Raw genomic sequence first — 25,749 nt, 5'->3', positions numbered from 1 at the left:
GTCAGGGCCCGGGCGTGCGCCTCAGCGGTGCCAGTGGTGCCACCCGTTGTGCCACCGGTTCCAGCCGTAGCCGTAGCCATAGCCGGGCGCGTACGTGACGGGCGGGTAGTACGTGGTGGGCGGATAGACCTGGACCGGCGCCGGCAGGTAGGTGGAGCACCAGGCCGGCGGGACGTAGCCGGGCGTGGTGATGTAACAGTCGGCCGGGTAGGCGTTCGGGCTGGCAGCAAGACGGTCCGCGTGAGCGGGACCGCCGAGCAGGATGACGCCCGTGGCCGCCCCTGCCAGGATCCCTGTTGCGGTGAGCTTCTTGAGCACTGATTTCCCCCTAAATCGTTACTCTTGATGACCCCGATCACGGGGCCACGACCAAGTGGTATCCGAATACCGACCGGTGACACCGCCACGACTCGACGCGTGATCAATTCGTAATGCTAAGTGTCTGTTATGAACGCTTTTCGGGTGACTCATACTCGCTCTCACCAGCGGAAACATCACTCCGAAATTCCGGAAAAAGTAGATCATCGAGGCGTTGATGAGTGAGAATTATGGAATGGACGGATGTGACCGAGCCGACGAATCATCGGCGTACGCAGCCTGCCTGCGGCGGATATGGTCCGCCCACGGATCGCCGAGCGCAGAACGGATCGCCAGAAGAACCGACGGGACGTTCCTGCCCCTGTCGCCGTCCCAGGTCGAGGAGTACCTGGACGGGAGGGCTCTCCCCGAGACCTCGCTGATGCTCCACATCCTGCTGCGCGGGATCAAGGGTCACGACGGGGCGGCGCCGGGCGACGAGGACGATCCGGCGATCTTCACGCTGTGGCGCAGGGCGAGCGGGCAGCCCGATCCGGCGCCCACCACTCCGCTGCCCCCGGTGCCGCCCTCCGAACACGAGCCCGACTTCGCGCCCCTCCCCGCCACCGGCATGGTGGAGCTGACCGTCCAGGTGGCCGCCTATCTGGGTGCCGCGGGCATCGGGGGCATCATCGGCAACCGGGCCGACTCCGCCGTGGTGCGGACCACCGCGAGGCTCTTCCAGTCCGTACGGGACCGCTGGCGGCACCGAGGAGGGCGCACCGGTGAGCCGCTCAGCGAGGAAGAGGCCGTCGACGCCGCGATCGCCGCGGCGATCGCCCTGGACTACAGCCTGGATCTGCTGCGGGTGACCGGCGCCGACCCGCGATCCGACGGTTCCTGGCGCGTGACTCTGGCCGCGCCGGACGCCACGCTCCGGGCCGTCGTACCGGCCGGCGACCCCGCCGAGGCGACCATCCTGATCATGCCGGGATGACCAGGCTCACCTGAGGCCCACGCTGGACCGGATGTCCGGTGGAACGACCCTCCGCTGGACATCCGGGCCGGTGCGGACGGCGCGATCGTGCTCGACAGTGTCGGAATCCTTCCGATCACATCACCGAGCCGTCCGCATGGAGTCCCGATGCCCGTCCCCGCCTCACGTCCCCCTCGCCGCTACGACCTGCTCGGCGCCCCGTTCGACGGCGGCTCGACGCTCGGCTGGCCGGGGAGCAGGTACGCGCCGGCGCGCGTGCGGCAGGCGATGGAATGGATCCTGCAGCGCCGGGAGAACGGCGAGGTGTACTGCCTCGACCACGCGGCCGTCCACCCGTTCCCGGACGACCTGCTGGAGGACCGCGGCGACGTCCACGTCATCGGCCACGACCTGGAGGCGACCCTGGCGTCGGCCGCCGACGCGGTCGCCGGTTCCGTACGGGCGGGCCGCTCCCCCATCCTGCTGGGCGGCGACGACTCCCTGCTGTACCCGGCGGCGCGCGGCCTGGCCGAGGCGACGGACGGGACGGTGGCGATCGTCCACTTCGACGCGCACCTCGACCTGCTCGACGAGAACGAGCACCAGGGCCGGTACAGCCACTCCTCGGGAATGCGGCGCTCCTGCGAGCTGCCCAACGTGGAGGTGGCCCGGTCGGTCCAGGTCGGTTCGCGGCACTTCAACTTCCCCTCCTCGCTGCGGTTCCGCGAGAGCCGGGGGCTGCGCAACATCCCCGCGGCCGAGGTGCACCGGCGGGGCGCCGAGGCGGTGATCGCGGACGTCGTGGAGCACGTGTCCGGCGCCGACCGGGTGCTGCTGGCGTTCGACATCGACACGATCGACCCGGCGCACGCGCCGGGCGCCGGAGCGCACGAGCCCGGCGGGCTCACCTCCCACCAGGCGCTGGAGGCGGTGCGGTCGCTCGCCCCGTACGTGGACGCCCTGGTGTTGACCGAGGTCAACCCGCTCACCGACGTACGGGACCAGACCGCCAACCTCGCCGCCTATCTGATCGCCCACCACGTCATCCACGGCCGGATCGCCGCATGACGTCGCGTACTGTCTCTGAGAGGTCCCCATGACGGACAAGCTGGTCATCGTCCTGTATTTCGTGGTCATGCTCGGCGCCGGGTACGCGGGCATGCGCCGCAGCCGCGACGCCGAGGACTTCACCGTGGCCGGCCGTCGGCTCAGCCCGTTCATGTACACGAGCGCGATGAGCACGGTCGTGCTGGGCGGCGCCTCCACGGTCGGCGGCGTGAGCCTGGGCTACCAGTACGGGGTCTCCGGCATGGCCCTGGTGCTCGCGCTGGCGTGCGGCATCACCGCGATCGGGCTGCTGATGTCGAAGAAACTGCTGCGGGCCGGCATCTACACGGTCCCGGACCTGATCGGGCGGCGGTTCGGGATCTCCGCCCGCCATCTCGCGTCGGTGATCGTCGTCTTCTACTCGCTCATGGTCGGCGTGAGCCAGATCGTGGCCATCGGCACCGTGCTCAACGTCGTGTTCGGCCTGTCCCCGACGGTCGCGGCGCTGGCCGGCTGGGCGGTGATCACGCTCTACAGCGTCGCCGGCGGCATGTGGTCGATCACCCTCACCGACGTCATCCAGTTCGTGATCAAGACGGTCGGCATCTTCGTGATCCTGCTGCCGCTGTCGCTCCACCGGGCGGGCGGCTTCGGCCACATGCAGGCCCGGCTCCCCCACTCGTTCTTCTCGCCGGTCGGCATCGGGGTCGGCACGATCCTCGCCTACTTCCTGCTCTTCTTCTTCGGCTTCATGATCGACCAGGGCAACTGGCAGCGGCTCTTCACCGCGCGGAGCGAGAAGGTCGCCTTCTACGGCAGCATCGCCTCCGGCGTCTACTGCGCGCTGTACGGCCTGGCCGGCGCGCTCATCGGCACCGGCGCGCGGGTGATCCTCCCGACGCTGGCCAACCCCGACAACGCCTACGCCGAACTGGCCCGCAAGGTGCTCCCGGTGGGCATCTTCGGCCTGGTCATCGCCGCGGCCCTGGCGGCGACGATGTCGTGCGCGAGCGGTCTGCTGATCGGGGCGTCCACCGTGCTGACCAACGACGTGTACCGTCCGCTGCGCGGCGAGCGCACCGTCTCGGTACGCGCCAACCGGATCGCGCTCGGCGCGGTCTGCGTGGTCGCGCTCCTGGTCTCGTTCGCCTCCGGCAGCGTCGTCGGCACGGTCACGGTCGCCGCCGACCTGCTGGCCGCCGCGCTGTTCGTACCGGCGATGGGCGCGCTGTTCTGGTCGCGGGCCTCCCGCACCGCGGCGGTCGCGTCGATGGTCGCCGGAGCCGCGGGCTGTGTCGTGTTCATGGTGGTCGACGGCCTGTACGCCAACGAGCCGGTGATGTACGGCGGGCTGGCGAGCCTGGTGGTGTTCCTGGCCGTCGGCGCGCTCATGCCCGCGGGGTCCCGTACGGACCTGGCGCCGGCGACGGTTCAGCCGGCGTCGGTGGCGAGCGAGTGAGCGCGTAGCGCCAGGGAGAGCTCGAGGCGCAGGTAGGACGAGTCGAGGCTGCGGCCCAGCACCCGTTCCACGGTGTCCATCCGGGCCCGCAGAGTGTGGCGGTGCACCCCCAGCGCCGCCGACGCCTCCCCCCATGATCCGTTGTGGTCGAGGAACACCCGCAGCGACTCGGTCAGCGGGATCCCCCGGTCCTGCTCGACTCGCAGGAGGGGATGCAGCAGCCGGCGTACGAGGACTCCCGCGCCGACGTCGCCGCCCGGTGCCAGCAGCAGCGACACCCCGTCGAAGTCCTCGATCCGCGCCATCCGCCGGTCCTCCTGGGACCCGATGTGCGCCGCCTCCTCGGCCTGGCGGCGCGACGGCGCCAGCGCACCGGCGGTCGCGGGCGCGCCGACGCCGACCCATCCCGGCAGCGCGGCGTCGGCCAGGGCGGCGCACGCGGTGTCGGCGTCGGAGGCCAGCACCAGCACCCGCCGCCGCGCGTCGGTGGTGGCCACCGCGCGGGCGGCGCCCAGCGCGGCCCGGACCCGGTCCAGCAGCCCGTCGTCCCCGCTCTCCGGCAGGACCGCCATGACGATGAGGTCGTCGGGGTCCAGCCCCCACGAGCGGACGTGACGGGCCGCGGCGCCGGCGTCGAGACCGTCGCGCAGCAGTTCGTGCAGGATCGGCTCGTCCACGCGTGACGCGTGGGCCGCCGCGGTCCGGGCGTGCTCCAGCTCGTAGGTGACCAGCGAGGCGGCCGCCGCCACGACCGCCTGCTCGGGCCCCTCCAGAGCGTGGTCCCGGTACACCACGAGATGGCCGTGCTCGGCACCGCGCACCCCGAGCGCCTGCCCGACCAGCTGGCCCGACGGCTCCGACAGGGCCAGCGACCGGACTCCCGGTGCGCGACGAACCTCGGGCACCCGCGCCTCCACCTCGGCCGTCGCGGCCGCCGGTGAGACCGACAGCGGACGGCCGTCCCCGCCGATGATCGCCGCCCACCCGCCGAGCGTCCGCGCCAGCACGGACGGCACACCGCGCACCGCCCCCTGCTCCAGCGCGGCCCGCGTGAGCAGATGGTGGGCGCGCAGGGCGCGCTGCAGGGTGGCCTGCCGCTCCTCGGCGATCCGGCCCGCGACGGCCTGCGAGATCGCGACGAACGGCGTCTCGTACGGGACCTCGAGCACACAGATCGACGCGGCGTCCGCGGCCTCCCGCAACTCCGCGGGCACCTCGTCGAACGCGACGCCGACGGCCAGCCCGATGCCGGCGGCGTCGATCGCGACGAGCCTGCGGGTGAGATCGGCGAGCTCTCCCGGCGCCCGATGGCCCGCGGCGGTGGTGAGCAGCAGCGCTCCGGCCTCCAGCCAGGGAGTGGGGTCGCCGACCTCGCTGGAGTGCACCCAGCTGATCGCGCGGTCCAGGCCCGCCTCTCCGGCCACCACCCGCAGCCCCAGGTCGGCACGCGCGGCGAGCTGGCGAACCGTCAAAGGCATGGCACATCCGATCCTTCCGTGTCCGGTGCGCCCCGCACGGCGGCCACAACCGGATCCCTGGATGCTATGCGACCTGACCTGCGGCATCGCCCGGCGGCGTTTTATTCTGTACCGGTCGTATACCGACGGTGCCTAGAATCACGCGCCATTCCACGGTTGGAACATGAAAGCGAGATGGCGCGATAAACAGACCGGTAAGTCGCGGAACCGGCACCGCGAAGGACACACCGTACGCGGGGCAATGGCTCGTGGCAGGGCTCCTGCTCTCGATCCCCCTCGGCCTCGCCGCGCTGATCGTCGGCAATGAGGCGCCGGGCCTGGGGCTGTACGCCTACCTCGCGGGGGCGGTCGCGGTGCCGATGCTCGTGACCGCGCTGATCGTGGCGGGCGGCAGGCTGCCGAAGGCGTACGGAACGACGACGCTCCGGCTCATCGGGATACCCGCCGCGATCGCGATGATCGTCTGCGGAGCGCTCGTCGTGGTGGCGCTCGAGTCCGTGGCGCTGCGGCACGAGAACGCCTACACCTGGGCGTACGGCCGTCCGGTGAGCATCCGGTTGCCGCGCACCTGCACCCGGCACAGCGGCTCGAACAGCTTCTACGCCACCTGTGACCACGTCACCTGGACGGTCGGCGGCCGAACGGTGCACGGCGGCCTGACGCTCTCACCGTTCGAGTACCGGGGCTCCTCCAGCGGCGTCGTCCAGGCACACGCGCTCGGCACGTCGGCGGTCACCCGCGACATGGCCAAGCGGGTCGGTCCCGAGGTCAGGCTCACTCAGGTACCGGCGTGGATCGGCGTCGTCGGCCTGCTGGGCGAGGCCCTGCTGGTCCCGGCGTTCCTTCTCGGGGCACGGGCCCGCCGTCGGCGCCCGGCCGCGCGGCCATGAGCGGCGAGCCGCCGGTGGAGCCCACCGGTCCACAGATCATCCGGGGACTCCGGTTCGCCAGGCCGATCAACGGGTTCGACGGCGACCGGCCGCTGCCCTGGCAGCCGCGGCCGTGGATCGAGGACGCCGCCGAGCGCGACCAGATCCTCGGCTACCTGCTCGGCGGCGCGGTCGTCCACGATCCGGACACGTTCACGCGCGACCTGTTCGACCGGTCCCGCCCACCGCTCGTCCCCCTGTCCTTCCACACCGACGGGACCTGGATCTGGTCCGGCATCACCACCTACCACCTCAGCGAGAATCGGCTCGCCCCGGAGCCGGACTTCCTGGCCCACATCGTCGCCCACCGCTACCGGTGCCCGGTCGTGGACGAAGACGTCCGGGAGACGGCGAAGGCGGCCTTCCAGGACTGGCTCGACCTCCGGCGCCGCCGGCAGCGGGAGCGAGAGGAGTACGAGCGGGAACAGGAGAAGAACCGCCTGCGGGAACAGACCCCGTTCACCCTGGTCCGCGGCGACCTGTCCAACGAGCCGCCGACCGTGCACCTGGACGAGGACCAGTTCGACGCGATGCTCGAAGGCCGGTACCACCGCTTCTCCCAGCGGGTCGAGGATCATCTGGTCGCCGACGGCTGGATGCCCGGCCGCGACGCCGCCGCCCGCGTCGACCCCTGGCTGGAGGCGTTCTGCGCCCAGCGTGTCGCCGGCCGGCACCACGAGGTGTTCCCCGCGGCCCGCGCGGTCCTGCACGAGTTCGGACTGCTCGACATCGACCTCTTCGGCGTCACCGAGGACGGAGAGGTCATGAGGCCGCTGCACTTCTACCCGATGGACGTCCGGATCGACCCGTGGATCTTCACCAGGATCAGCCACCGCCTGGGGATGCGGATGTTCCCGATCGCGCAGACCATCAATGAGTATCACTGGCTCGTCATGGACGAGGCCGGACGCGTGTACCGCCACCACGAGGAACACGGCTGGCAACTGCTGGGAGACGACATCGACGCGACCCTCGAACTGCTCATCCACGGCCGGTCCCCCACGCCCCTCCGTTTCTGAACCGGTCCGGTGTCGATATCGCCGATGGCCGTTCGTGTAGGGGGTGACGGGGCCGCGGCAGAGCGGCCCGCGGAAGGGAGCAGACCATGCGTTCGATCACGGCCACGATGTTCGTCACCCTCGACGGAGTGGTTCAGGGACTGGGCCGCCCGGACGAGGACACCAGCGGAGGCTTCGCCCACGGCGGCTGGGGTCCGCGGTACAACGACGAGGTGATGGGCCGGGAACTGGCCGAGGGCATGGCCAGGCCGGGAGACATGCTGTTCGGCCGCTCGACCTGGCAGGACTTCACCACCGCGTGGGCACATGCGACCGACGGCAACCCGTTCACCGCGCACCTGAACGCGGCCACGAAGTACGTCGTGTCCAGAACGCTGGAGGACGCGGACGCCTGGCAGAACTCGATCCTGCTGCGCGGCGAGGCCGTCGACACGGTGGCCGAACTGAAGGCCCGGCCGGGCGGCGATCTGTCGATCAACGGCAGCGCGTCGCTGGTCCGGAGCCTGCACGCCGCCGGTCTGATCGACCGTTACACGCTGCTGATCCACCCGCTGACCCTCGGCGGCGGCAAGCGCCTGTTCGACGGCCCCGCCCCGCTGACCGAGTTCGAGCTCACCCGGAGCGTCACGACCACCAAGGGCGTGATCATCGCCCACTACTCCCGACTCTGAGGGGGCGCCGAACGGAACCTCCTGTACGGCAGGGAGCCCTGCCGCACAGGAGTCCGTCGATCAGTCCTGCTTCGCCGTGGCCGTGGCCGGCGAACAGGGCGGCGTGCCGAAGGCCACGCCGTCGATGAAGTTGCCGATGTTCGGGGCCCCGCCGGTGGCCGACACCGATTCGAAGGAGAATCGGGTGGTGGTCTGTCCCGGCGGGACGACGTAGACGCCGGTGTAGTGGCGCCAGGCGGTGTTGTCGTCGGAGATGTCCGGAGACGAGGCCCCGGTCGGGGTCTGTGCCACGGTGGAGCCCGGTGCGCCGATGAGCACCCGCATGACGTCGGTGCCCAGGCGGCCTCGGTGGTACAGCGACCAGGTCAGCCGTGTTCCCGGCACCGTGGGCAGATCCTGGTAGAGCGTGGAGACCTGGCTGGCGTTGAGTTCGGCGAACTGCTGTCCGTCGGCCGACGGGACTCCGTACGCGCCGTTCCGCCAGAACTCCAGTTTGTGGTCGGTGGCGGTGGTGTGCCAGCCGACGCCGGGGTTGGTGGAGGCATCGTCGATGTTCCAGTCGACCGAGGCCACCGGCGGGGCCTCGAAGCTGCCGTTGGCCAGGTTGATCGGCGTGTCGGTGCAGGTGACGTCGACGGTGACCTTGGCGGTACTGCTTCCGCAGGCGGTGTCGATGGTGTAGTCGAACGTGTCGGTGCCGACGAAGCCCGGCGCGGGTGTGTAGACGACGTTGCCGCCGGAGATCGTCGCGGTGCCGGCCGCGGGCTTGGTGACACTGCTGATCGTCGGCGCGTTCGCGGTGTCGTTGGCCAGGACGGGCACGCTGACGGCCTTGCCCTGTGTGGTGGCGGTGTCGTCGACGGCGTTCGTGGGCGAGATGGACTGCCCGCTCACGATCGTGATCGGTGGAGCGGCCGTGTTGTTCCCGAGCTGACCCGGCGCGGAGTTGTTACTCCAGATCCCCACCGGCCGGATGGTCATGGTCCGCCCGACGGTGCCCTGCTTGACCCGGAAGGTGATGACCTGCGCGGGCGCGTCGGCCTTGCCGCCCGGCGAGGAGACCGTCAGGGTCGTGCCGCTGATGGTTCCGCCCCCGGACTGGCCCACGACGTCGGCGTAGGCCAGCAGTGACGACAGGTCCCACGTGGTGCGGTACTGAGAGACCACCAGCGGCCACTGGGTCGTACGGTGTGCCAGCGTGAGGCTGAAGGTGCCGCCCGGCGCGATCTGCCCGCCCCACAAGGAGGGGGAGGTGGTGACCGAGACCGACCCGCTGCCCAGCCGCCAGCCGACGAGGTTCTTCCAGTAGTAGTCGACCGGGTAGGCCGCCTGTCCCGGCCGTACGCAGGGCCCGGAGAGGGTCCGGGCGACGGCCTGCCGCGCGCCGGCGTGCGCGTCGGTGCCGGCCGCCACCTGCATTCCCCCTGCGGCCAGCAGCGCACCGGCCAGTACGGCGAACGCGGACCTGGATCGTTGTGACATGAGTGCTGAACTCCCGCTCTGTCGTGAGGATGTCCTCGTAGATCGACTTCACGGGGGACGTTACTTTACGCATTCGATTGACCACGTTAAGTGATCACCGTGTCGCGGTGTCCTCACGGACGCCAGATCACGACGCGGACCTCTCGTGTCCGCTCGGAGAACCGGCCGCCGTCCGACGCCCGTGTCAGCAGCCGACGCAGGTCCGCCTCGAAGGCCGGCAGTTCGGCGGCGAACAGGTGCGGCGTCGAACCGGAGAGCGAGAACACCGCCGAGACGATGTCGTCGACTCCCCGCTCCACCACCCGGCCACCGCCGACCTCGATCCGGGCCGGGCCGGTGAAGCCGGCCCGTCTCATGATCTCTTCTTCGCCGGCGCGGGTTCCGGTGGGCAACACGCCCCGCCCGGCGCGGCGAACCGGCCCCAGGTACCGGGCGACCAGTTCGTCGATGCGGTCCCAGGGCGGACGCGGGTGCGGCAGCGGATCCTCGCCCGGCACGCCTCGGTGGGTGGTGGCCTGGACATGGACCCAGGCGCCGGCCGGGTCGAGCAGGTCGCGGACCCGGCGGGCGACGAGGGCCTGATCCATCCAGTGGAACGACTGGGCGAACGTGACCACCCGGAAGGTCCCGAGCCCGGCGGGCAGATCCTCGGCACGCAGTCGCCGCCACCGGACATTGGCGACGCCGGCCTCGCCGGCCCGGCGAGACGCCTCGGCGATCATGCCGCGGTCCGCGTCGACGCCGACCGCCTCCTCGAACATGCCCGCGAGCAGCAGCGTCAACGACCCGGGCCCGCAGCCGACGTCCAGCAGCCGGCCGCGGCCGTCGAGACCGAGTTCCTCGCGGACGGCACCGGCGAGGCCGGGCGGGTACGGCATCCGGCCGACGGCGTAATGCGGCGCGCTGTCGGCGTAGAGCGTTTCGTCCCACTGCCATTCCCAGTCCCCGGCCACCCGGGGATGTTAGCGATCAGACGCACACCTGCAACGGGTTCAGCACGGTGGCGAACTCGGCGCGGGCCCCGCTCAGCCCGGCGGCGAACGCGTGCAGGTGGAGCCAGCCCGCGCAGTAGTACGCGCCACCGGCGATCGCGTCGAAGCCCACGCTGATTCGCCGGGACTGGCCCGTCCACTCCTGGATGCCGATGTAGTGCTGGTCGGCCAGGGTCAGGCCGGCGCCGCCGTGGTCGACCCACCGGTTCTCCCGCGCGCCCCAGACCGAGCCGTACATGCCGATGAACGCGTAGCCGTAGCCCGCCAGCAGGGTGAAGACATCGCACCCGGCATTGAAGAACCACTCGGCGTTGAGCGTCGCCCGTCCCGAGACGGCGACATTGAACCAGCACCCGGAGCCCGTGATCTGTTCCTGCTCCCCGTCGATCACGGCGACGACCCGCGGGTGCAGCACCCGAGGTGTGGGCGTGCTGATCGCGGCCGGGTGGACGATGTGGGTCAGCTCGCGCGGATCCCAGGTGTTGCCCCACTGGTTGTACGGCCCGTTACCGGTCACGCAGCTGTTCGCTCGCGGCAGGACGGCGAGGGGCAGTCCCTCGACCAGGGTCTCCGACGGCGGTGGGCTGAGCGGCGCGGCGTCGGCGATCGACTTTTGGATCTGCTCCCGCGCGGAGGCGCCGGACTGCGCGTCGATGAGGCCGCCGGTCAGATCGACCGCGAGCTTGGCGTGGCTCCGCAGCTGGTCGAGCTTGTGCGTCGCGGCCGCCGCGATGTCCGCGTACCGCTGGCCGATCGCATCGCCCAGCTTATCGGCGATCTCCGGACCCCAAAGGTCGGCCGGCTCCAGTACTGGTTCCCAGATGTTGTCCACGCGCCGCTCCTCGGCAGACCCGATATCGGATGAGACCACTTGCCCACAACAAAGGCGAATCCACCAGCCAATCGACCGGAACCGGACGTCGTAACCGTCGGCTTCGGATCACCTGCCCGTTCGGATGCCGCGCGCGGCAGAGGTCTACTCGGGCTGCTTCGCACCCCTTGACCGGTGATCGGGTGAACGGTGAAGGTCTGTTCGACTTCGCTTAGGTAAATCTGGGAGTGCCCGTGAACCGACGCCGACGAGTCCTCACACTGACCGTCGCGGTGCTGCTGGTGTTGCTGGGAACGGTCGGCAACGGCCCGTTGGCGTCGGCGGACAAGGCGCCGTACGGCACTGACGTCGCGCTGGCCTCGGCCGGCGCGGTGGCCTCGTCGTCCGGTCGGGAGGTGACCTACGCCCTCGGCCCGGAGCTGGCCGTCGACGGCGTCTGGGACAGCGACGCGTCGCGGTGGTCGGGGGAGGCCGCGGACAACGGCTGGTTCCAGGTCGAGCTGGCCCAGCCCACGAAGATCGACCACGTGGCCGTCCAGTGGTCCACGTCGTGCCCGGCCCAGTACAAGCTGCAGGTCTCCAACGATGGCACGAGCTGGACCGACGCCACCGGGGTGCGCGGCCCGGCCACCTGCCGGTCGTGGGACACGGCCGACCTGACCGGCCTCGACCAGTCCTACCGGTACGTGCGCATGCAGGGCATCAAGCGCAGGCTGAGCTACGGCTACTCGATCAACGAATTCGAGGTCTGGGACGGCGCCGCCCCGCCGGCCCCGCACGTCACGACCGGCGCCGTCACCGACCTGACGCCGACCTCCGCGACCCTGCACGGCCAGGTCGTCCCGGCCGGCGCCGACACCGCCTACCAGTTCCAGTTCGGTGCCGCCGGCACGGGGCCGTGGGGCACCGGCACGTTCCCCAAGACCCCGGTCGACGTCGGCGCGGACCCGGTCACCCACGACGTCACCGCGACGCTGACCGGGCTGGCTCCGGGCACCACCTACCTGTACCGGCTGGCCACCCGGACCGGGGCCGAGCCGGGCTACGGCACCGAGCTCACGTTCACCACACCGCCGCCCCCGCCGGTGGCCGTGCCCAACGACGTGACGCCGAAGCCCGCGTCGATGACCCAACCCGACCACGCGGCGCCGTTCGTGCTCACCGCCCAGACCCACGTCGTCGCGCGCGGCGCCGTGGTGCCCGTGGCCGCCGCCCTGGCCGAGCGGCTGCGCCGGGCCACCGGGTTCCGGTTGCCGCTGAGCCGGGGCCGGGCGGAACGCGACATCGAGGTCGTGGTCGACCCGCACCTGTCGGTTCCCGGCTTCGCCGGCGACCCCGAGGGCTACACGCTGGACGCCACCGCGGCCGGCGTCCGGGTGGCCGCCCCGAGCGCGGCCGGCGCGTTCTACGGCGTACAGTCCCTTCGCCAGCTGTTCCCCGCGTTCGTCGAGTCGGCCACCCCGGTGGACGCCGCCTGGACCGTGCCGAACGTCCACATCGCCGACGGGCCGCGCTTCGGCTACCGCGGCATCATGCTCGACCTGGCCCGCGACTTCCTGTCGGTCGGCGAGATCAAGCGGTTCATCGACCAGATGTCGTACCTCAAGCTGAACGTCCTGCACCTGCACCTGTCCGACGACCAGGGCTGGCGCGTCCAGATCACCAACGCCGGCCGGGCGCACGGCGACACGATCGACTACGACCGGCTGACCCGGATCAGCGGCGCGACCGCCATCGACGAGGGCGGCACGGACGATCTGCCCGGCCAGACCGGGTTCCTCACGCAGGCGCAGTACCGCCGGGTCATCGCGTACGCGGCGGCGCACTACATCTCGGTGATCCCCGAGATCGACGTACCCGGCCACTCGAGCTCGCTGTTGCACGCCATCCCGCAGCTGAACACCGCGCACTCGGTGCCGCAGCCGCCGCCCGGACAGGACACCATCCCGGCCAACACCACGCAGCAGGTCGGCGAGTCGTCGCTCGACACGCACGCCGAGGTGACCTACACCTTCCTGGCCCACGTGTTCAAGCAGCTCGCGGCGATGACGCCGGGGCGCTACCTCGGGGTCGGCGGCGACGAGGCCTACTCGACGTCCGGACCGGACTTCGACTACTTCATGACCCGGGTGATCGGGCTGGTGCACGCCGTCGGCAAGAACACGACCGGCTGGAACCTCTCCTACGCCAACGAGACGGCCGACCTCGGCTCGCACGACCTGGTCCAGTACTACAACGGCTCGGACGCGGCGACCGCCACCGACGCCAAGAGCAAGGGCACCGGCGTGGTCGTGTCGTACTACCCGTACACCTACCTCGACTACCCGTACTCGGCCGCCGACGTCGACAGGTTCTACAACTGGGATCCCGCCGCCACCGTCCCGGACGTGCCGGCCGGCGCGGTCCGGGGCGTCGAGGATCCGCTGTGGACGGAGACCCTGCGCAGCGACGCCGAGGCCGAGTACCAGACCTGGCCGCGCGCCGCCGCCACCGCCGAGGTCGCCTGGTCTCCGAAGGCCGGCCAGGACTACGCGCGGTTCTCGGCCCGGCTGGCCCAGCTGGGCGACCGCTGGACGCTGCAGCACACCAACTTCCACGCCAGTCCCCGTGTGCCGTGGACCGTCGACGCGGCCGGCGCCGACCAGTGGGTGAAGCACGCCGGCCAGAACCTGACGGTCGGCACCGTGGTCGCTCCGGGCACCGGGCTCAACACGCTGAGCGTGACGATCGACTGGGGCGACGGCACCGCGCCGACGCCGGCCGGCGTCACGCTCGCCAGGCCGGCCGACAACACACACGTCAACGGCGCCTACCGGGTCAGCGGGACGCACGACTACTCGAAGCGCGGCACGTACACCGCCCACCTCCACGTCACGGGCCCGAACGGCTCCGCCGACGCGGCGTTCACCGTCCACGTGACCGGCGGACGTTGACCGGCGTTCGACGAGGCCGCGGAACCGCGTTAATCGTTGGCCTCGCCCGTGTCGGGCCGGTTGACCGCACCTGTGGCTGAGCCGTCCGTTCCCGCCGACCTGACCCGCGTGCTGGCCGGGAGTTGGATCCTGGCCGGCTCCGCGGTGCCGCGAGCACTGCCACAGCCCGCCGTTGACCTGGGTGGTGATGCCGGACGGGCGGTGCCGGCCGGCCGGGCCGGAGACACGTCGCCGGCAGGGGCTCACTCCCCCAGGGCGGAGCGCTGGTCGGAGTGCGGTTGCGACCAGGCACCGTGACCGGGTTGTTCGGGGTGGCGGCCGACGAGGTGCCGCCGGCCGGGGCGCCCATCGAGGTCGGGCGACTGCGGGACGGCGCAGGCGCGGCTCGCGGGCGCGGTGACGCTGGTCCGGGCGCGGGCGGAGCGGTGCCGCGTCGACGAACGGGTGCGTACGGTGCCGGCGGTCATGCACGCGGCGCCGGGTGCTCCGGTGGCTCGGCACGCCGCCGAGGTGGGACTGTCCGAACGGCAGCTCCGGCGCCGATTCGTGGTCGCCGTCGGGCTCCGGCCGAAGTCCTACATCCGGGTGGTTCGACTGCACCACGCGCTGGCGGCCGCGCGGGCCGCGCTGGTGCGCGGCGAAGCTCCGCGACCGTTTTCTCCAAGCGCCCGCAGAACGCGGCTGACACGCTCGCGACATGGGCGATCGCGTCCAAGAGATCCTCGACTGGCACCGAGAGACCGCGCGAGACGGTCTTGCCGGCGACGGCGTACGTTTCCTGGAAGGTTTGGGCGCCTGGGCGGTACACGGCCATGCCGAGGTCAAGCGGGTACTGACCGACCATCAGACGTTCTCCTCCGACGAGCCGCGTTCACCCAGGACCCGGCGCGGCAGGCGGAGTTCCGAACCGCACGGACCGAGCTGGCCGAGTACTTCCGAGAGGTGTTCGCCGACCGTCGCGCCCACCCCTGGGACGACGTCATCAGCGTCCTGCCGGCCGCCGAACCGGACGGCAGCCGGCTCACCGACGACGAGCTGCTCGACTTCTGCACACTGCTGCTCATCAACGGCCACGAGACCACCAAGACGCTGCTGGTCAACGCCGTGCTGTGCCTGTCGGCCCACCCGGACGCGCCGGCCCGGCTGCGCGCCGACCCCGGTCTGGTGCCCGGTGCCATCGAGGAGGTCCTGCGGTTCCTTCCGCCGATCGGTGGCACCGACCGGTTCACCACCGGCCCCGCGCGCATCGCCGGGCACACGATCGACACCGGGCAGCGGGTGATCGCCATGATCGTCTCAGCTGACCGGGACTCCAGAGTGTTCACCGAGCCGGACCGATTCCGACCGGACCGCGCACCCGGCGAACACCTGTCCTTCGGCCACGGCGTGCACTTCTGCCTCGGCGCGCACCTGGCCCGGCACCAGGTCGCGATCGCGGTACGCGCGCTGCTGAACCGGATGCCCGGCCCGTGGTCGGTAAGCCGGATCGACACCGCCCGCACGCCGGTCGGCATCGACGTACTCGACCTCGCGCTGGCCACAGATCCGGCTGTTACCGAATAGGCCACATGAGGCCGTCTCTCGACTCTGCGGCGATGCCCATAACCACAATTCAGACGGTCCAGCGGACGGGAAACGGCCGTTCTTTTTGGCGCGGCAAACCGTGGATCACCCATTTCATCGTGCATACCTCAACAAAGATCACTTGGCGCGGACACCCCTCATCAGCAGGGAGTGGCCTACTGCGGCCAGTCGGAAACTTACCGTAAACGGCCTATTTACATCCATTAGTCGACCAGCCACCCTATGGCCGTGGCCACACCCCCGCCTCGCTGATCAGAGGCCGGCACTGAAAAGATCAGCAAGGTCGTCGACCAATTTCATTGTGATTCGTCACGCGCCACCACGTGAGGAGAGGGCACCCGGGTGGCGCAGTCATAGAAATCCTCCATGGCCGGCGACCCCGAATTAGTTATGGCATAACACCCCGCCAGAAGGAATGACACTGTGAGACTGACGCGAAGATTACGGGCCGCCGTGTGCGTGATGGCGGCCGGTGCGATGCTGTTGGCCGGGGTGGGGACGGCGTCCGCCACGCCCGGGGTCACCCCGGCGGATGTGACGCTGAACCTGAACCCGGGCGAATCGGCGACGATCGCCAAGACCGTGTCCACTCCGGCGATCCCCCCCAAGCCCGATATCACGTTCCTGATCGACACAACGGGGAGCATGGGCGGGGTCATCTCGAACGTGCAGGCCAACGCGAACACCATCCTGTCCAACGTCGCTGCGGCGCAGCCGGACGCGCAGTTCGCGGTCGCCGAGTACCGGGACGTGTCGGCGGACCCGACATCGTTCCGGGTGGCGCAGAACCTCACCGCCAACCAGACCGACGTCGCCAACGGTCTCAACTCGCTGGTCGCGACGGGCGGCGGCGACTTCCCCGAGGACGGCATCAACGGTCTGTTCCAGGTCGCGTCCGGGGCGGTCGATTTCCGGCCGAACAGCTCTCGGATCGTGTTGCTGATCGGGGACGCCCCCAGCCATGACCCCAGCAACGGCCATTCGCTGGCCGATGCGATCAGCGCCCTGCAGGCCGCCCACATCACCGTACTCGCGCTCGACCTGTCCGGGCTGGACTCGACCGGCCAGGCGACCGCGATCACCAACGCCACGGGTGGACAGCTGTTCTCCGGCATCGACGCCTCGCAGGTCAGCAGCACCATCCTGGCGGCCCTGCACAACCTGCCGGTCACGGTCACCCACCAGCTGCGCGACTGCGACCCGAACCTGTCGGTGTCCCTGACCCCGGACAGTCGGACGGTGACCAGCGGCGACAGCGCCAACTTCACCGAGGTCGTCTCCGTCGGCGCCGGAGCCGTACCGGGAAGCACGCTGAACTGCAAGGTGGACTTCCTGCTCAACGGCGTCCTGCAACCAGGCTTCACTGAAACGATCACCGAACACGTCCCGAAGGTGACCCCATCGATCGCCACAACGCCATCGGGCTCGGCGCCCGCGGGCGGGAACGTCTCCGATACGGCGACCCTGACCGGCGGATTCCACCCGACGGGCACCGTCACGTTCCAGCTGTTCGGGCCCGGTGACACCGCCTGCACGACGCCCATCGCGACGCGTACCGGGACGGTGTCGGGCAGCGGCACCGCCACGTCCGGCAACGTCGCCGCGGGCGGGGTGGGCACCTACCGATGGGTGGCCTCCTACAGCGGCGATGACAGCAACAACCCGGTCACCTCCTCGTGCGGCGATGAACAGGTCGTGGTCGTCAAGGCCACTCCGGGCATCGCCACCACCCCGTCGAAGTCCGTGCCGGCCGGCGGCGTCGTGTCCGACACCGCCACCGTCTCCGGCGGGTTCCACCCCTCCGGCACCGTCACGTTCCGGCTCTACGCGCCCGGTGACACCGGCTGCGCGACGCCCATCGCGACGCGCACCGACACGCTGTCCGGCAGCGGCACCGCCGCATCCGGCGACGTCACCATCGGCGCGGCCGGCACCTACCGGTGGACCGCCGCCTACGGCGGCGACGCCAACAACAACGCCGTCACCTCACCGTGCAGCGACGAACAAGTCACCGTCACGCCGCAGCGCCTGACCGGACGGGCCTACGGCCTGACCGCCGACGCCAACCTGGCCGGCATCCAGCTGGTCAACATCGCCCCCACTCCCGACACGGGCCACATCTCCACCACCGCGACCGGCACCACCTCGGTGCCCTGCACCGCCAGCCTCAGCGGACTGATCAGCGCGCACGCCCTGTGCGCCAAGGTCGCCACCACCGAATTCCCCGGCAAATCCGTGGCCACCGCCTCCATCGACGACACCACCGTCGGGATCACCGGCATCCCGGTGATCAGCGTCAAGACCATCAACTCCAGCTCCGCCACCACCTGCACCGGATCCACCGGAGCCACAACGATCGCCTTCCTCAAGGTCGGCAACACGGTGGTCATCTCAGAACCCACCACCATCCAGCCCAACACCACGGTCAACGTCGGCGTCGTCAAGCTCGTCCTCAACGAGCAGACCCCGATCACCACTCCCGACAAGGGCCTGACCGTGAACGCCGTCCACATCACCGTCGACGCCCTCGGCCTGGCCAAGACCAACGTCGTGCTGGCCTCCTCCGAAAGCGACATCGGCAACTGCCCATGACCCGACCCACCTGAACCGATCAACCCCGAGGCCGGACGGAGCACCGTGGCTCCGCCCGGCCTCGGCCGACTTCAGGCCTCCTGGGATCGCTCGGCTCCGTACGGTGGGTGGCCGATTCCGGGCAACCTCGCCGAGCTGTCCTCACAGCGTGCGTGGGCCACCTTCTACGCCGAAGAACCAATGCCGGTCAGTCACGGGCACCGGCGGCAGTTGATCCTGGATCAAATCTTCGATCGCCTCGGCGAGGTCGGCGACCACCTCGCCGTTGACGTGCTCATGTCCACGCAGGAAGTAGGGCTCACCATCGATCACGTAGCGTTGAGCAGCCTGCGCCGACGTGACGATCCCGTACCCGCGCAGCCGGCGGCCCGCCTCCGCGATGATCGAGCGGACGAAGTCCCGTTGCCCGTCATCCCACTCGTCGGCGTCCAGTGGAAAGGCGAAACTGGAGCCGACCTGCACGTGAGTTCGCAGGTCGTCCAACACGGCGTCGGTCCGTGGTGGCCGCTGCCCGGGTGGCGTCTCCCTGGCCACGTGAATGGCTTCCAGGAGCAAGATCCCGAGGCTTACGTCGTAGGCCCAGAACCAACGCCCACCAAACTCGACCGGTACTGTTTTGCTCACTCCATACCCACCCGCCAGTCGCCGATCTCCTACACCCGAGCACGGACGACGGGGTCGCGGGACCACAATGCCTGTCTGCCGGGATGGTACGTGCTTACCACCTGGAAGCGTTGGTGCTCGAGGATCTCGCTCGATTGATGTACCAGGGATAGGCATTCCACGGTGTGACATCGTGAGCGTCGATGCCCGCCTCCGCGAAGGCTGCCACCCGTCCGTGTCGCTTTTGCCGCACGGCGGACACAATGATCGGTGTGACGGGGTTGCTGGACGATGATGCGCTGGAGAGTTCGTCGGTGGTGGCCAACTGCGCGATGAATCGCGAGCGGTCGCTCAGCGGTTCGAACGGTTATGGCCGTGAGCTCGGCTTGGACATCATTGCGGAACTGACCGACCGCAGTGCGGGGGCGGCCTGTGTACGGTGGCTGGACCTGTGCTGTGGGAGTGGGCGCGCTCTGGCAGAGGCCGCCCGACTGCTGACCGGCCGGAATGTGGCGGGACGGGTCGAGATCGTCGGACTTGACCTCGTGGACCACTTCGTGGGGGGTCCCTTTCCGCCGGTATTGCGGCTGGTCACCGGCTCTGTGACCGAGTGGGTTCCCGACGGCCGGTTCGACCTGATCACGTGTGTGCATGGGCTGCACTATGTCGGCGACAAACTCGGCACTCTGGCGCGTGTCGCCTCCTGGCTGACCGAGGACGGGCTCTTCGCCGCCAACTTCGACGCGCACTCGGTCCGCCGCGCCGACGGTGCACCGGCCGGTCGCCGGCTCACCGCCGAACTGCGCCGGCAAGGGTTCGTCTACGACGCCGCTCGCCGCCGGATCTCGCGTCGTGGCGGCGGGGAGATCCGGCTTTCTCACCGCTACCTCGGAGCCGATGACCAAGCCGGTCCGAACTACACCGGCCAGCCCGCCGTCGACTCGTTCTACGAACCGTTCGGCTGCTGACCCGCCGCGATCCGAGTGAAGCCTCGCTGTCGGTAGGCAGAACCGCATGCTGAGACCTTGAGAAGGCCGGCCGCGCCCGGCCCGACGGTGACCTGCGCCGCGGACGCGCTGTTCGTCGTCGTCAGGCATGCCCGTCCACCTGCGGTTCGTCGAGGACGATGTCGTAGGTCGCCTGGGGCGCGACGAAGGCGCACCGCCGTACGGCCTCGGCCAGCAGCGCGTCGCGGTCCGTCCGGCGCAGCTTGGTGAACGGCTTGACGCGCAACGCTCGTTCCCGGATCTGCCAGGACTGCGCACCGCCGCGAGCGGCTCGATCGCGGGACTCGAGGAGACCTCGGTACGTACGCTGGCGAAGCCTGCGGCAGCTGCTGCCCTCGCGGCTGCGCCACCGGGGGCGGCGCCTTCCAGTCCCACGCGCTGCCGATGCCCTCGCGCTGCCCGCAGGTGGACCCCGACGTACTCACCCTGATCGCGGGCGCGTGCCGGGACCATGAACGGCTCCGCTTCGACTACCGGACACACTCCGGTACCGCCGGCCGACGCTCGGTCGAGCCGCGCCCACCCACGGGACCGCGCTTCACACCTCGCCCGCTACCGCCCGACCATGAGGTCGCGGCACGAATCGCGCGCGGTGTCGGCAGGACGCGGACTTCACGATCGTCGACTCCCAGGAGCTGGTGGATGCACTACGCAAGCTGACCGAGCGCTATCAGCACGCGATCGACGCCTCCGGCCAGCCCTCCGGCGATCTCCGGCTGTGACCGGCTTGATGGGCGGCGGCCGGCCGGTGTCAGTCCTCGAGTTCGCGGCTCAGGCGATGCAGCCGCAGCGCCAGCTGCACTTCCAGCGTGTGGTCCGGGCTGTTCCAGTCCACTCCGAGGAGGCGTTTTACCCGGTCGAGGCGCTGGGTGACGGTGTTCGGGTGGATGTGCAGCCGCTTTGCGCTGGCTACGAGGCTCTGCCCGGTGGTGAAGTAGGTGTCGAGCGTCTCCATCAGCATGGTCGACCGCTCTTCGTCGTGCTGCATGACCGGACCCAGGGTCCGTGCCACGAACGCGACGGCGGACGCACTGTCGCCGAGGAGCAGCCCCGTGTACCCGAGGTCGGTGGCCGTCGCGACGGTGCCCGCACGGTCGAGCCGGAGCAGGGCGTGTGCGCAGGCCAGCGCCTCCCTGTAGGCGGCGGGCAGGTCGGCCGGGTCGTCGACCGGCCCGGCGGCGCCGACGGTGACCGGCGCCCCAAGGCGCTTGGTCATCGATCGCGCCGTCCGGCGGCCCGTCAACGACGGGTCGTCGGAGGGAATGACCAGGACCGCGCGGTCGTCCCGTACGGTGCTCAGACCGCCGCGAGCGGCCGCGAGATCGGACGCCACGGACGCGAGGCTCTGCCGGTTCTCCGCCCGGATGTGCGCGACGACGACGGCATGCCGTTTGTGCGGCTGGTAGCCGATCCGCAGGGCGCGCTCGGCGAGCGAGGAGTAGGTGCGGGGGTTGGGCGTGAGGAGGTCGTCGAGCAATTCGCCGCGCACTCGGGCCTCCGCGGCGGCGAGATTGCGGCGGAACAGCTGGAGCAGCGAGGCGACGACGGCCGCCCGTTCGAGCAGCCGCCGGTCCGGGTCGCCGACCTGGCCGGGCGTGGTCGCCGGGGCCCAGGCCAGTGTGCCGAGGGTCTCGGTGCCGGCCACGAGACCGGTGACCCAGTACGTCCCGTCATGGACGCCGCCGGCGGAGCCGGCCGCCGCGGCGGACATCGCCTTCAGGACCTCCTCGGACGTCCCCGGGGTCCAGGCGACGGGCGTCTCGAATTCGTCGAAGATGGCGAGCGCACCGCCGAGCCGTTCCCCGGCGGCGGTCACGACCTCCTGCACGCCGCCGCCCCGAAGGACGATGTCCATACTCTGGTCGTGCACGGCGACCGCTCTCTCCTGCTCGGCCGTGCGCCGGCGAAGGGTTTGGTTGGTATGCCGCAGGGCCTCCAGCGTCCGTTCCCGATCATGCCTCGACCGCGCCTGCTCGATCGCGCTCGTGGCGACCGCGGCGAAGGAGCCGAGGAGAGCGATGGCGTCGTGGGAGAACGGGCCCGCCGTGCGGTTGGAGGCGAAGAGCACCCCGATGACGGCACTGTTGCGCAGCGGCACGCCGACGATCGACACCTGCCGCTCAGCCCTGACCGAGGCGTCGACGGCGGGATCGTGCGTCAGCCGTTCGTCCTTGAAGTAGTCGGGCGTCGAGAACGGCGTGCCGGTTGCGGCGACTCTGCCGCCGACACCGGTTCCGAACGGGATCCGGACATCCTTCCAGGCCGAGGACGTAGCGCCGACCATCACTCGCATGCAGGTCGCGCCGCCTTCGTCGTCGTTCAGGCTGAGGTAGGCCATGTCGCAGCCGAGGAGCCGCTGCGCCTGCCCCACGATCAGGGTCAGGATGGTGTCGGGGTCGCTGCGGTCTTCGGCCAGTTCCTTCGCGCACTCGACCAGCGCACGCTGCTGTTCGTGGCGAGCGCGCTGCTTCTCCAGTGTGTCGCGAAGGTGGAGGGCGAGCGTGTGTTCGGCCTGCAGGTTCTCTGCCTCGGCGGGTGATGCGGCGTCGGCGACCGCGTCGCGCAGGACCTCGTCGTAGAGCGGCAGCGGCGCCCCGTCAACGAGAAGCCGGAGAAAACTGCGCGTTTTCACAACCCTTCGCTCCCGTCAACGCGGGCTCGTCCACCGGTCCTGTCCGAGGATGCCGAACGCGGTCGACCACCGGGCGGCCGCAATGAATAAGCGCATAGTCACTGAGTAGGATGCCTCTGTCAAGGCTCGCCGCGAGCGAAGGCCGGATCGTGCGGCGACGTCCGGTGAGGCACTCGCGAGCGGCATCAGCACCATGTGCCGGACCTGAAGGAGCGAGAGTCGCGGATGGCCAAACGGCAGGCCCGGTTCACCGCACAGGAGTTGGCGGACGATCCGCGGCTGCGGGACCACTCTTCCGCTCTCTGGAGAGAAGAGCTCGGAGACGTACAGCGCGGCCTCCTGACGTCGGCGGTACGGTGCTTCGCCGCGAACGGTTTCCACGCCACGACCACGCGCGACATCGCCGAGGGCGTGGGGCTCAGCCCGGCGGCGCTGTACGTCCACTTCCCGTCGAAGGAACTGGTCCTGTTCGAGATCGTCCGGACCGGGCACGAGCGGGTACTGACGCACCTCCAGGACCCGTCCGTGCTGAGCGCGGGCGGCGACGGTTCGGCGGACCGGCTCCGAGCCGTCATCGCGGCGTACACCTCCTGGCATGCCCGCCACCACGTAGCGGCGCGCGTCTGCCAGCTGGAGCTGGCCGGACTCGCGGCAGGGCACTACGAGGAGATACTGGAGCTGCGCCACCAGACCAACGCGTTCTTCCGCGACGCCATCGCCCGCGGGGCTGCCGACGGGTCGTTCGCGCAGGTGGACGTCAAGCGGGTCACGCGCGCGATGCTGTCGCTCAGCATCGACCTCGTCCGCTGGTACCGGCTCGACGGTTCCGACTCGCCGGAGGAACTCGGCGAGTTCTACGCCGGTCTCGCACTCAAGATGGTCGCCCGGTAGGTCTCGATCCTTCGTGCCTTGTGCTCCACCGGCCGGCGAACGGGGAGGTCGTCACGACCTGGCATGAGGTGGTCAGCCGCGCACGACGGCTCGCGCCGCCCTCGACCTGCTCGACGTGCCCCGTCACGCCCGCGTCGGGACGTTCGGCTGGAACTCCCAGCGACACGTCGAGCTGTACCTCGCGGTACCGAGCGGCGGCCGCGTGCTGCACACCCGCAACCACCGGCTGTTCGCGACGGAACCGACCTACATTCTCAACGACGCGAGCGGATCTGGGTCCTGCCGGCGATCCCCAAGACCGCGACCGGGAAGTTCTCGAAGGTGGCGCTCGGGGAACAGTACGCCGCGCACCGCCGGGCCCAGCGCGGGCCGGCCGCACGGTGCTGAGCCGTCGCGCGAGCGCGTGAGCCGCCCCTGGCCGGCGTGGCGTCCGCCACCCTCGGCGGTCAGGCGGCGGTGCCGGCCGGCTTTCTCGGCTCGGACGCCGTGTCGCCGGACGCTGCGTCCGGGCGCCGCCGGGATGCCAGCAGGTGACGGGCCGTTCCCCAGATGCCCCGGCGGAACAGCAGCACGATCACGATGAAGATCGAGCCGGTGACGATCCCGGTCTCCTCGAACCCGGCGGTCGCCAGGAAGTCCTGGAGCTGGACGACGAGGGCAGCGCCGATGGCACCGCCCCACAGGGTGCCGATGCCACCGAGGACGACCATCATCACCGCCTGCCCGGAGGTGGTCCAGTAGACCCCCTCGAGCGAGGCGAAGCCGTGGCCGATCGCGAACACGCCCCCGGCCGTCCCGGACAGCGCAGCGGACAGGACGAAGGCCAGGAGCCGGTAGCGGTCGACGGGGTAGCCGAGGGCGCGCGCCCGTGCCGGATTGTCGCGGATGGAGACCAGCACCCGGCCGAACGGAGAGCGTACGATCCGCCAGGCCGCGAACAACCCGGCCAGCACGAACGGCAGGCCCGCGTAGTAGAAGTAGAACGGCTCGGACAGGTCAAGGCCGAACAGTTCTCGGGGGATGCCCTGCAGGCCGTTCTCCCCGCCGGTGACGTCCCGCCACTGGTTGGCGATGAAGTAGATCATCTGCGCGAAGGCCAGGGTGACCATGGCGAAGTAGATTCCGGTCAGCCGTACCGACAGGTACCCGATCGGGAGCGCCAGCAGCGCCGCGAACGCCGCGCCGCCCAGGATCGCGACCGGGAAGGGCGTCCCGGTGTGCAGCGCGATCAGGCCGGTGCAGTAGGCCGACCCGCCCCAGAACGCGGCGTGGCCGAACGACAGCAGCCCGGTGAACCCGAGCAGCAGGTCCACGGCCGCGGCGAACAATGCCCAGCAGGCGATGTCGAGCGCCACCGGCGGGTAGATCATCCAGGGCAGCACGAGGGCGACGAAGATTCCGATCACCAAGAGCAGCCGACCGCTCCGGCCTGGGCGGGCCAGCCGGGAAAGGATCACCGCGACGCCTCCTCACGTCCGAACAGCCCGGCCGGGCGCCACAGCAGCACCGCGGCCATGAGGACGAACACCAGCGTCTGCGACAGCGACGGGACGTAGTAGTTGCCGAGGGCCGACACGATCCCGACCGCGAACCCGGCGGCGACCGAGCCGAACACCGAGCCGAGCCCGCCGATCACCACGACGGCGAACACCGTGATGATCAGATCGGAGCCCATCAGCGGGTTGACCGCCCGCATCGGCGCGGCCAGCACCCCGGCGAACGCCGCCAGCGCCACCCCGAAGCCGAAGACCGGGGTCACCCACCGGCCGACGTCGATGCCGAGCGCGCGGGTCAGCTCGGGCCGCTCGGTCGCCGCCCGGATGATCACGCCGACGCGGGTGCGGGCCAGCACCGCCCACACTGCCCCGCACACCACCACCGACACCGCCAGCACGAACACCTGGTAGGCGGGGTAGGTGAACAGCCCCAGGTCGACGGTGCCGCTCAGCGTCGACGGCCTCGGGTAGGGCTGGGAGTTCGCCCCGTACTCCCGCTTCATCAGGTCCTGCAGGATCAGCGCGAGGCCGAAGGTGAACAGGAAGTTGTAGAGCGGGTCCAGCGGCGTCAGCCACCGGACGAACAACCGTTCCACGACGATGCCGGCCACGCCCAACAGCGGCGGGACCAGCACAAGGGCCGCCCAGAAGCTCAGGCCGAACGAATCGAGCGCGATGAACGCCCCGAAGGCGCCGAGCATGTAGAACGCGCCATGAGCGAGATTGACCACGCCCAGCATCCCGAAGATGACGGCCAGGCCGAGGGCGAGCAGGGCGTAGAACGCCCCGCCCACCAGCCCGTTGAACGCTTGCTGGAGCACACCGGCCG

At 70.4% G+C, this 25,749-nt stretch carries 22 protein-coding genes; 11 read left to right on the top strand and 11 right to left on the bottom strand.

Annotation, left to right across the window (positions count from 1 at the left end; translation table 11 throughout):
* Positions 1-21 precede the first annotated feature (21 nt).
* Positions 22-318, bottom strand: a complete 297-nt coding sequence (locus ACQEV1_RS15680; protein ID WP_285617839.1) for a hypothetical protein — start codon at positions 316-318, stop codon at positions 22-24.
* 235 nt (positions 319-553) lie between these two features.
* Here ACQEV1_RS15680 and ACQEV1_RS15675 point away from each other — a divergent pair, with 235 nt between their 5' ends.
* The 3 genes from ACQEV1_RS15675 to ACQEV1_RS15665 all read left to right on the top strand — a co-directional run bounded on the left by ACQEV1_RS15675 (position 554) and on the right by ACQEV1_RS15665 (position 3,779).
* Complete coding sequence (locus tag ACQEV1_RS15675; RefSeq protein WP_433394555.1) at positions 554-1,294, top strand: hypothetical protein; 741 nt, start codon at positions 554-556, stop codon at positions 1,292-1,294.
* A 147-nt stretch (positions 1,295-1,441) separates the two neighbouring features.
* Complete coding sequence (locus ACQEV1_RS15670; protein WP_433394554.1) at positions 1,442-2,341, top strand: agmatinase family protein; 900 nt, start codon at positions 1,442-1,444, stop codon at positions 2,339-2,341.
* 28 nt (positions 2,342-2,369) lie between these two features.
* Positions 2,370-3,779 carry a sodium:solute symporter family transporter gene (locus ACQEV1_RS15665; RefSeq protein WP_433394553.1) on the top strand — a complete coding sequence of 470 codons (1,410 nt, stop codon included), beginning with the start codon at positions 2,370-2,372 and terminating at the stop codon, positions 3,777-3,779.
* Here the strand turns inward: ACQEV1_RS15665 and ACQEV1_RS15660 are convergent.
* Positions 3,752-5,257: a PucR family transcriptional regulator gene (locus ACQEV1_RS15660; RefSeq protein WP_433394552.1), complete on the bottom strand. Its 1,506-nt coding sequence runs from the start codon at positions 5,255-5,257 to the stop codon at positions 3,752-3,754. The genes ACQEV1_RS15665 and ACQEV1_RS15660 overlap by 28 nt on opposite strands.
* Positions 5,258-5,505: 248 nt before the next feature.
* Between ACQEV1_RS15660 and ACQEV1_RS15655 the strand changes: the two genes are divergently transcribed.
* From ACQEV1_RS15655 to ACQEV1_RS15645, 3 genes are all read left to right on the top strand, one after another.
* Positions 5,506-6,147 (top strand): hypothetical protein, encoded by a 642-nt coding sequence (locus tag ACQEV1_RS15655; RefSeq protein ID WP_285617849.1) that lies wholly within the window; start codon positions 5,506-5,508, stop codon positions 6,145-6,147.
* Positions 6,144-7,205: an SUKH-3 domain-containing protein gene (locus ACQEV1_RS15650; protein WP_433394551.1), complete on the top strand. Its 1,062-nt coding sequence runs from the start codon at positions 6,144-6,146 to the stop codon at positions 7,203-7,205. Before ACQEV1_RS15655 ends, ACQEV1_RS15650 begins: the two co-directional genes overlap by 4 nt.
* An 86-nt stretch (positions 7,206-7,291) precedes the next feature.
* Positions 7,292-7,876, top strand: a complete 585-nt coding sequence (locus ACQEV1_RS15645) for a dihydrofolate reductase family protein (RefSeq protein ID WP_433394550.1) — start codon at positions 7,292-7,294, stop codon at positions 7,874-7,876.
* 60 nt (positions 7,877-7,936) lie between these two features.
* On the opposite strand, the gene ACQEV1_RS15640 is transcribed toward ACQEV1_RS15645, so the two are convergent.
* The 3 genes from ACQEV1_RS15640 to ACQEV1_RS15630 all read right to left on the bottom strand — a co-directional run bounded on the left by ACQEV1_RS15640 (position 7,937) and on the right by ACQEV1_RS15630 (position 11,182).
* The gene (locus ACQEV1_RS15640) at positions 7,937-9,358 is read right to left on the bottom strand and encodes an Ig-like domain-containing protein (RefSeq protein WP_433394549.1); all 1,422 of its coding nucleotides are present in this window, start codon (positions 9,356-9,358) and stop codon (positions 7,937-7,939) included.
* 113 nt (positions 9,359-9,471) lie between these two features.
* Positions 9,472-10,311: a class I SAM-dependent methyltransferase gene (locus tag ACQEV1_RS15635; protein ID WP_433394548.1), complete on the bottom strand. Its 840-nt coding sequence runs from the start codon at positions 10,309-10,311 to the stop codon at positions 9,472-9,474.
* Positions 10,312-10,327: 16 nt separating this feature from the next.
* The gene (locus ACQEV1_RS15630; RefSeq protein ID WP_433394547.1) at positions 10,328-11,182 is read right to left on the bottom strand and encodes a hypothetical protein; all 855 of its coding nucleotides are present in this window, start codon (positions 11,180-11,182) and stop codon (positions 10,328-10,330) included.
* A gap of 233 nt (positions 11,183-11,415) precedes the next feature.
* On the opposite strand from ACQEV1_RS15630, the gene ACQEV1_RS15625 reads away from it, so the two are divergent.
* Positions 11,416-14,115 carry a family 20 glycosylhydrolase gene (locus ACQEV1_RS15625; RefSeq protein WP_433394546.1) on the top strand — a complete coding sequence of 900 codons (2,700 nt, stop codon included), beginning with the start codon at positions 11,416-11,418 and terminating at the stop codon, positions 14,113-14,115.
* A 242-nt stretch (positions 14,116-14,357) separates the two neighbouring features.
* On the opposite strand, the gene ACQEV1_RS15620 is transcribed toward ACQEV1_RS15625, so the two are convergent.
* The gene (locus ACQEV1_RS15620) at positions 14,358-14,582 is read right to left on the bottom strand and encodes a hypothetical protein (protein ID WP_433394545.1); all 225 of its coding nucleotides are present in this window, start codon (positions 14,580-14,582) and stop codon (positions 14,358-14,360) included.
* Between the two features lie 475 nt (positions 14,583-15,057).
* On the opposite strand from ACQEV1_RS15620, the gene ACQEV1_RS15615 reads away from it, so the two are divergent.
* Together ACQEV1_RS15615 and ACQEV1_RS15610 are read left to right on the top strand one after the other, a co-directional pair.
* Positions 15,058-15,678 carry a cytochrome P450 gene (locus ACQEV1_RS15615; RefSeq protein WP_433394544.1) on the top strand — a complete coding sequence of 207 codons (621 nt, stop codon included), beginning with the start codon at positions 15,058-15,060 and terminating at the stop codon, positions 15,676-15,678.
* Between the two features lie 444 nt (positions 15,679-16,122).
* Positions 16,123-18,291 (top strand): choice-of-anchor P family protein, encoded by a 2,169-nt coding sequence (locus tag ACQEV1_RS15610; protein ID WP_433394543.1) that lies wholly within the window; start codon positions 16,123-16,125, stop codon positions 18,289-18,291.
* Positions 18,292-18,432: 141 nt separating this feature from the next.
* On the opposite strand, the gene ACQEV1_RS15605 is transcribed toward ACQEV1_RS15610, so the two are convergent.
* Entirely contained in the window at positions 18,433-18,777 is a 345-nt protein-coding gene (locus tag ACQEV1_RS15605) for a hypothetical protein (RefSeq protein ID WP_433394542.1), read from the bottom strand.
* A 380-nt stretch (positions 18,778-19,157) separates the two neighbouring features.
* Here ACQEV1_RS15605 and ACQEV1_RS15600 point away from each other — a divergent pair, with 380 nt between their 5' ends.
* Positions 19,158-19,862 carry a class I SAM-dependent methyltransferase gene (locus ACQEV1_RS15600; RefSeq protein ID WP_433394541.1) on the top strand — a complete coding sequence of 235 codons (705 nt, stop codon included), beginning with the start codon at positions 19,158-19,160 and terminating at the stop codon, positions 19,860-19,862.
* A 121-nt stretch (positions 19,863-19,983) separates the two neighbouring features.
* On the opposite strand, the gene ACQEV1_RS15595 is transcribed toward ACQEV1_RS15600, so the two are convergent.
* Positions 19,984-20,127, bottom strand: a complete 144-nt coding sequence (locus tag ACQEV1_RS15595) for a hypothetical protein (protein ID WP_285618906.1) — start codon at positions 20,125-20,127, stop codon at positions 19,984-19,986.
* 525 nt (positions 20,128-20,652) lie between these two features.
* Positions 20,653-22,533 carry a helix-turn-helix domain-containing protein gene (locus tag ACQEV1_RS15590; protein WP_433394540.1) on the bottom strand — a complete coding sequence of 627 codons (1,881 nt, stop codon included), beginning with the start codon at positions 22,531-22,533 and terminating at the stop codon, positions 20,653-20,655.
* Between the two features lie 225 nt (positions 22,534-22,758).
* On the opposite strand from ACQEV1_RS15590, the gene ACQEV1_RS15585 reads away from it, so the two are divergent.
* A complete protein-coding gene (locus ACQEV1_RS15585) occupies positions 22,759-23,424 on the top strand; it encodes a TetR/AcrR family transcriptional regulator (RefSeq protein ID WP_433394539.1) in 666 nt (221 codons plus the stop codon).
* A gap of 446 nt (positions 23,425-23,870) precedes the next feature.
* Here the strand turns inward: ACQEV1_RS15585 and ACQEV1_RS15580 are convergent, their stop codons facing one another.
* Both ACQEV1_RS15580 and ACQEV1_RS15575 read right to left on the bottom strand, forming a co-directional pair.
* Positions 23,871-24,881, bottom strand: coding sequence for a branched-chain amino acid ABC transporter permease (locus ACQEV1_RS15580; RefSeq protein WP_433394538.1), 1,011 nt, complete (start codon positions 24,879-24,881; stop codon positions 23,871-23,873).
* Positions 24,878-25,741, bottom strand: a complete 864-nt coding sequence (locus ACQEV1_RS15575) for a branched-chain amino acid ABC transporter permease (protein WP_433394537.1) — start codon at positions 25,739-25,741, stop codon at positions 24,878-24,880. Before ACQEV1_RS15575 ends, ACQEV1_RS15580 begins: the two co-directional genes overlap by 4 nt.
* Between the last annotated feature and the right edge of the window lie 8 nt (positions 25,742-25,749).

Source organism: Actinoallomurus sp. CA-142502 (assembly GCF_050936355.1).
GTDB classification, from domain to species: domain Bacteria; phylum Actinomycetota; class Actinomycetes; order Streptosporangiales; family Streptosporangiaceae; genus Actinoallomurus; species Actinoallomurus iriomotensis.
The sequence above is the reverse complement of the archived record's forward strand: the minus strand, read 5'-3'. Positions and strand labels throughout refer to the sequence as shown.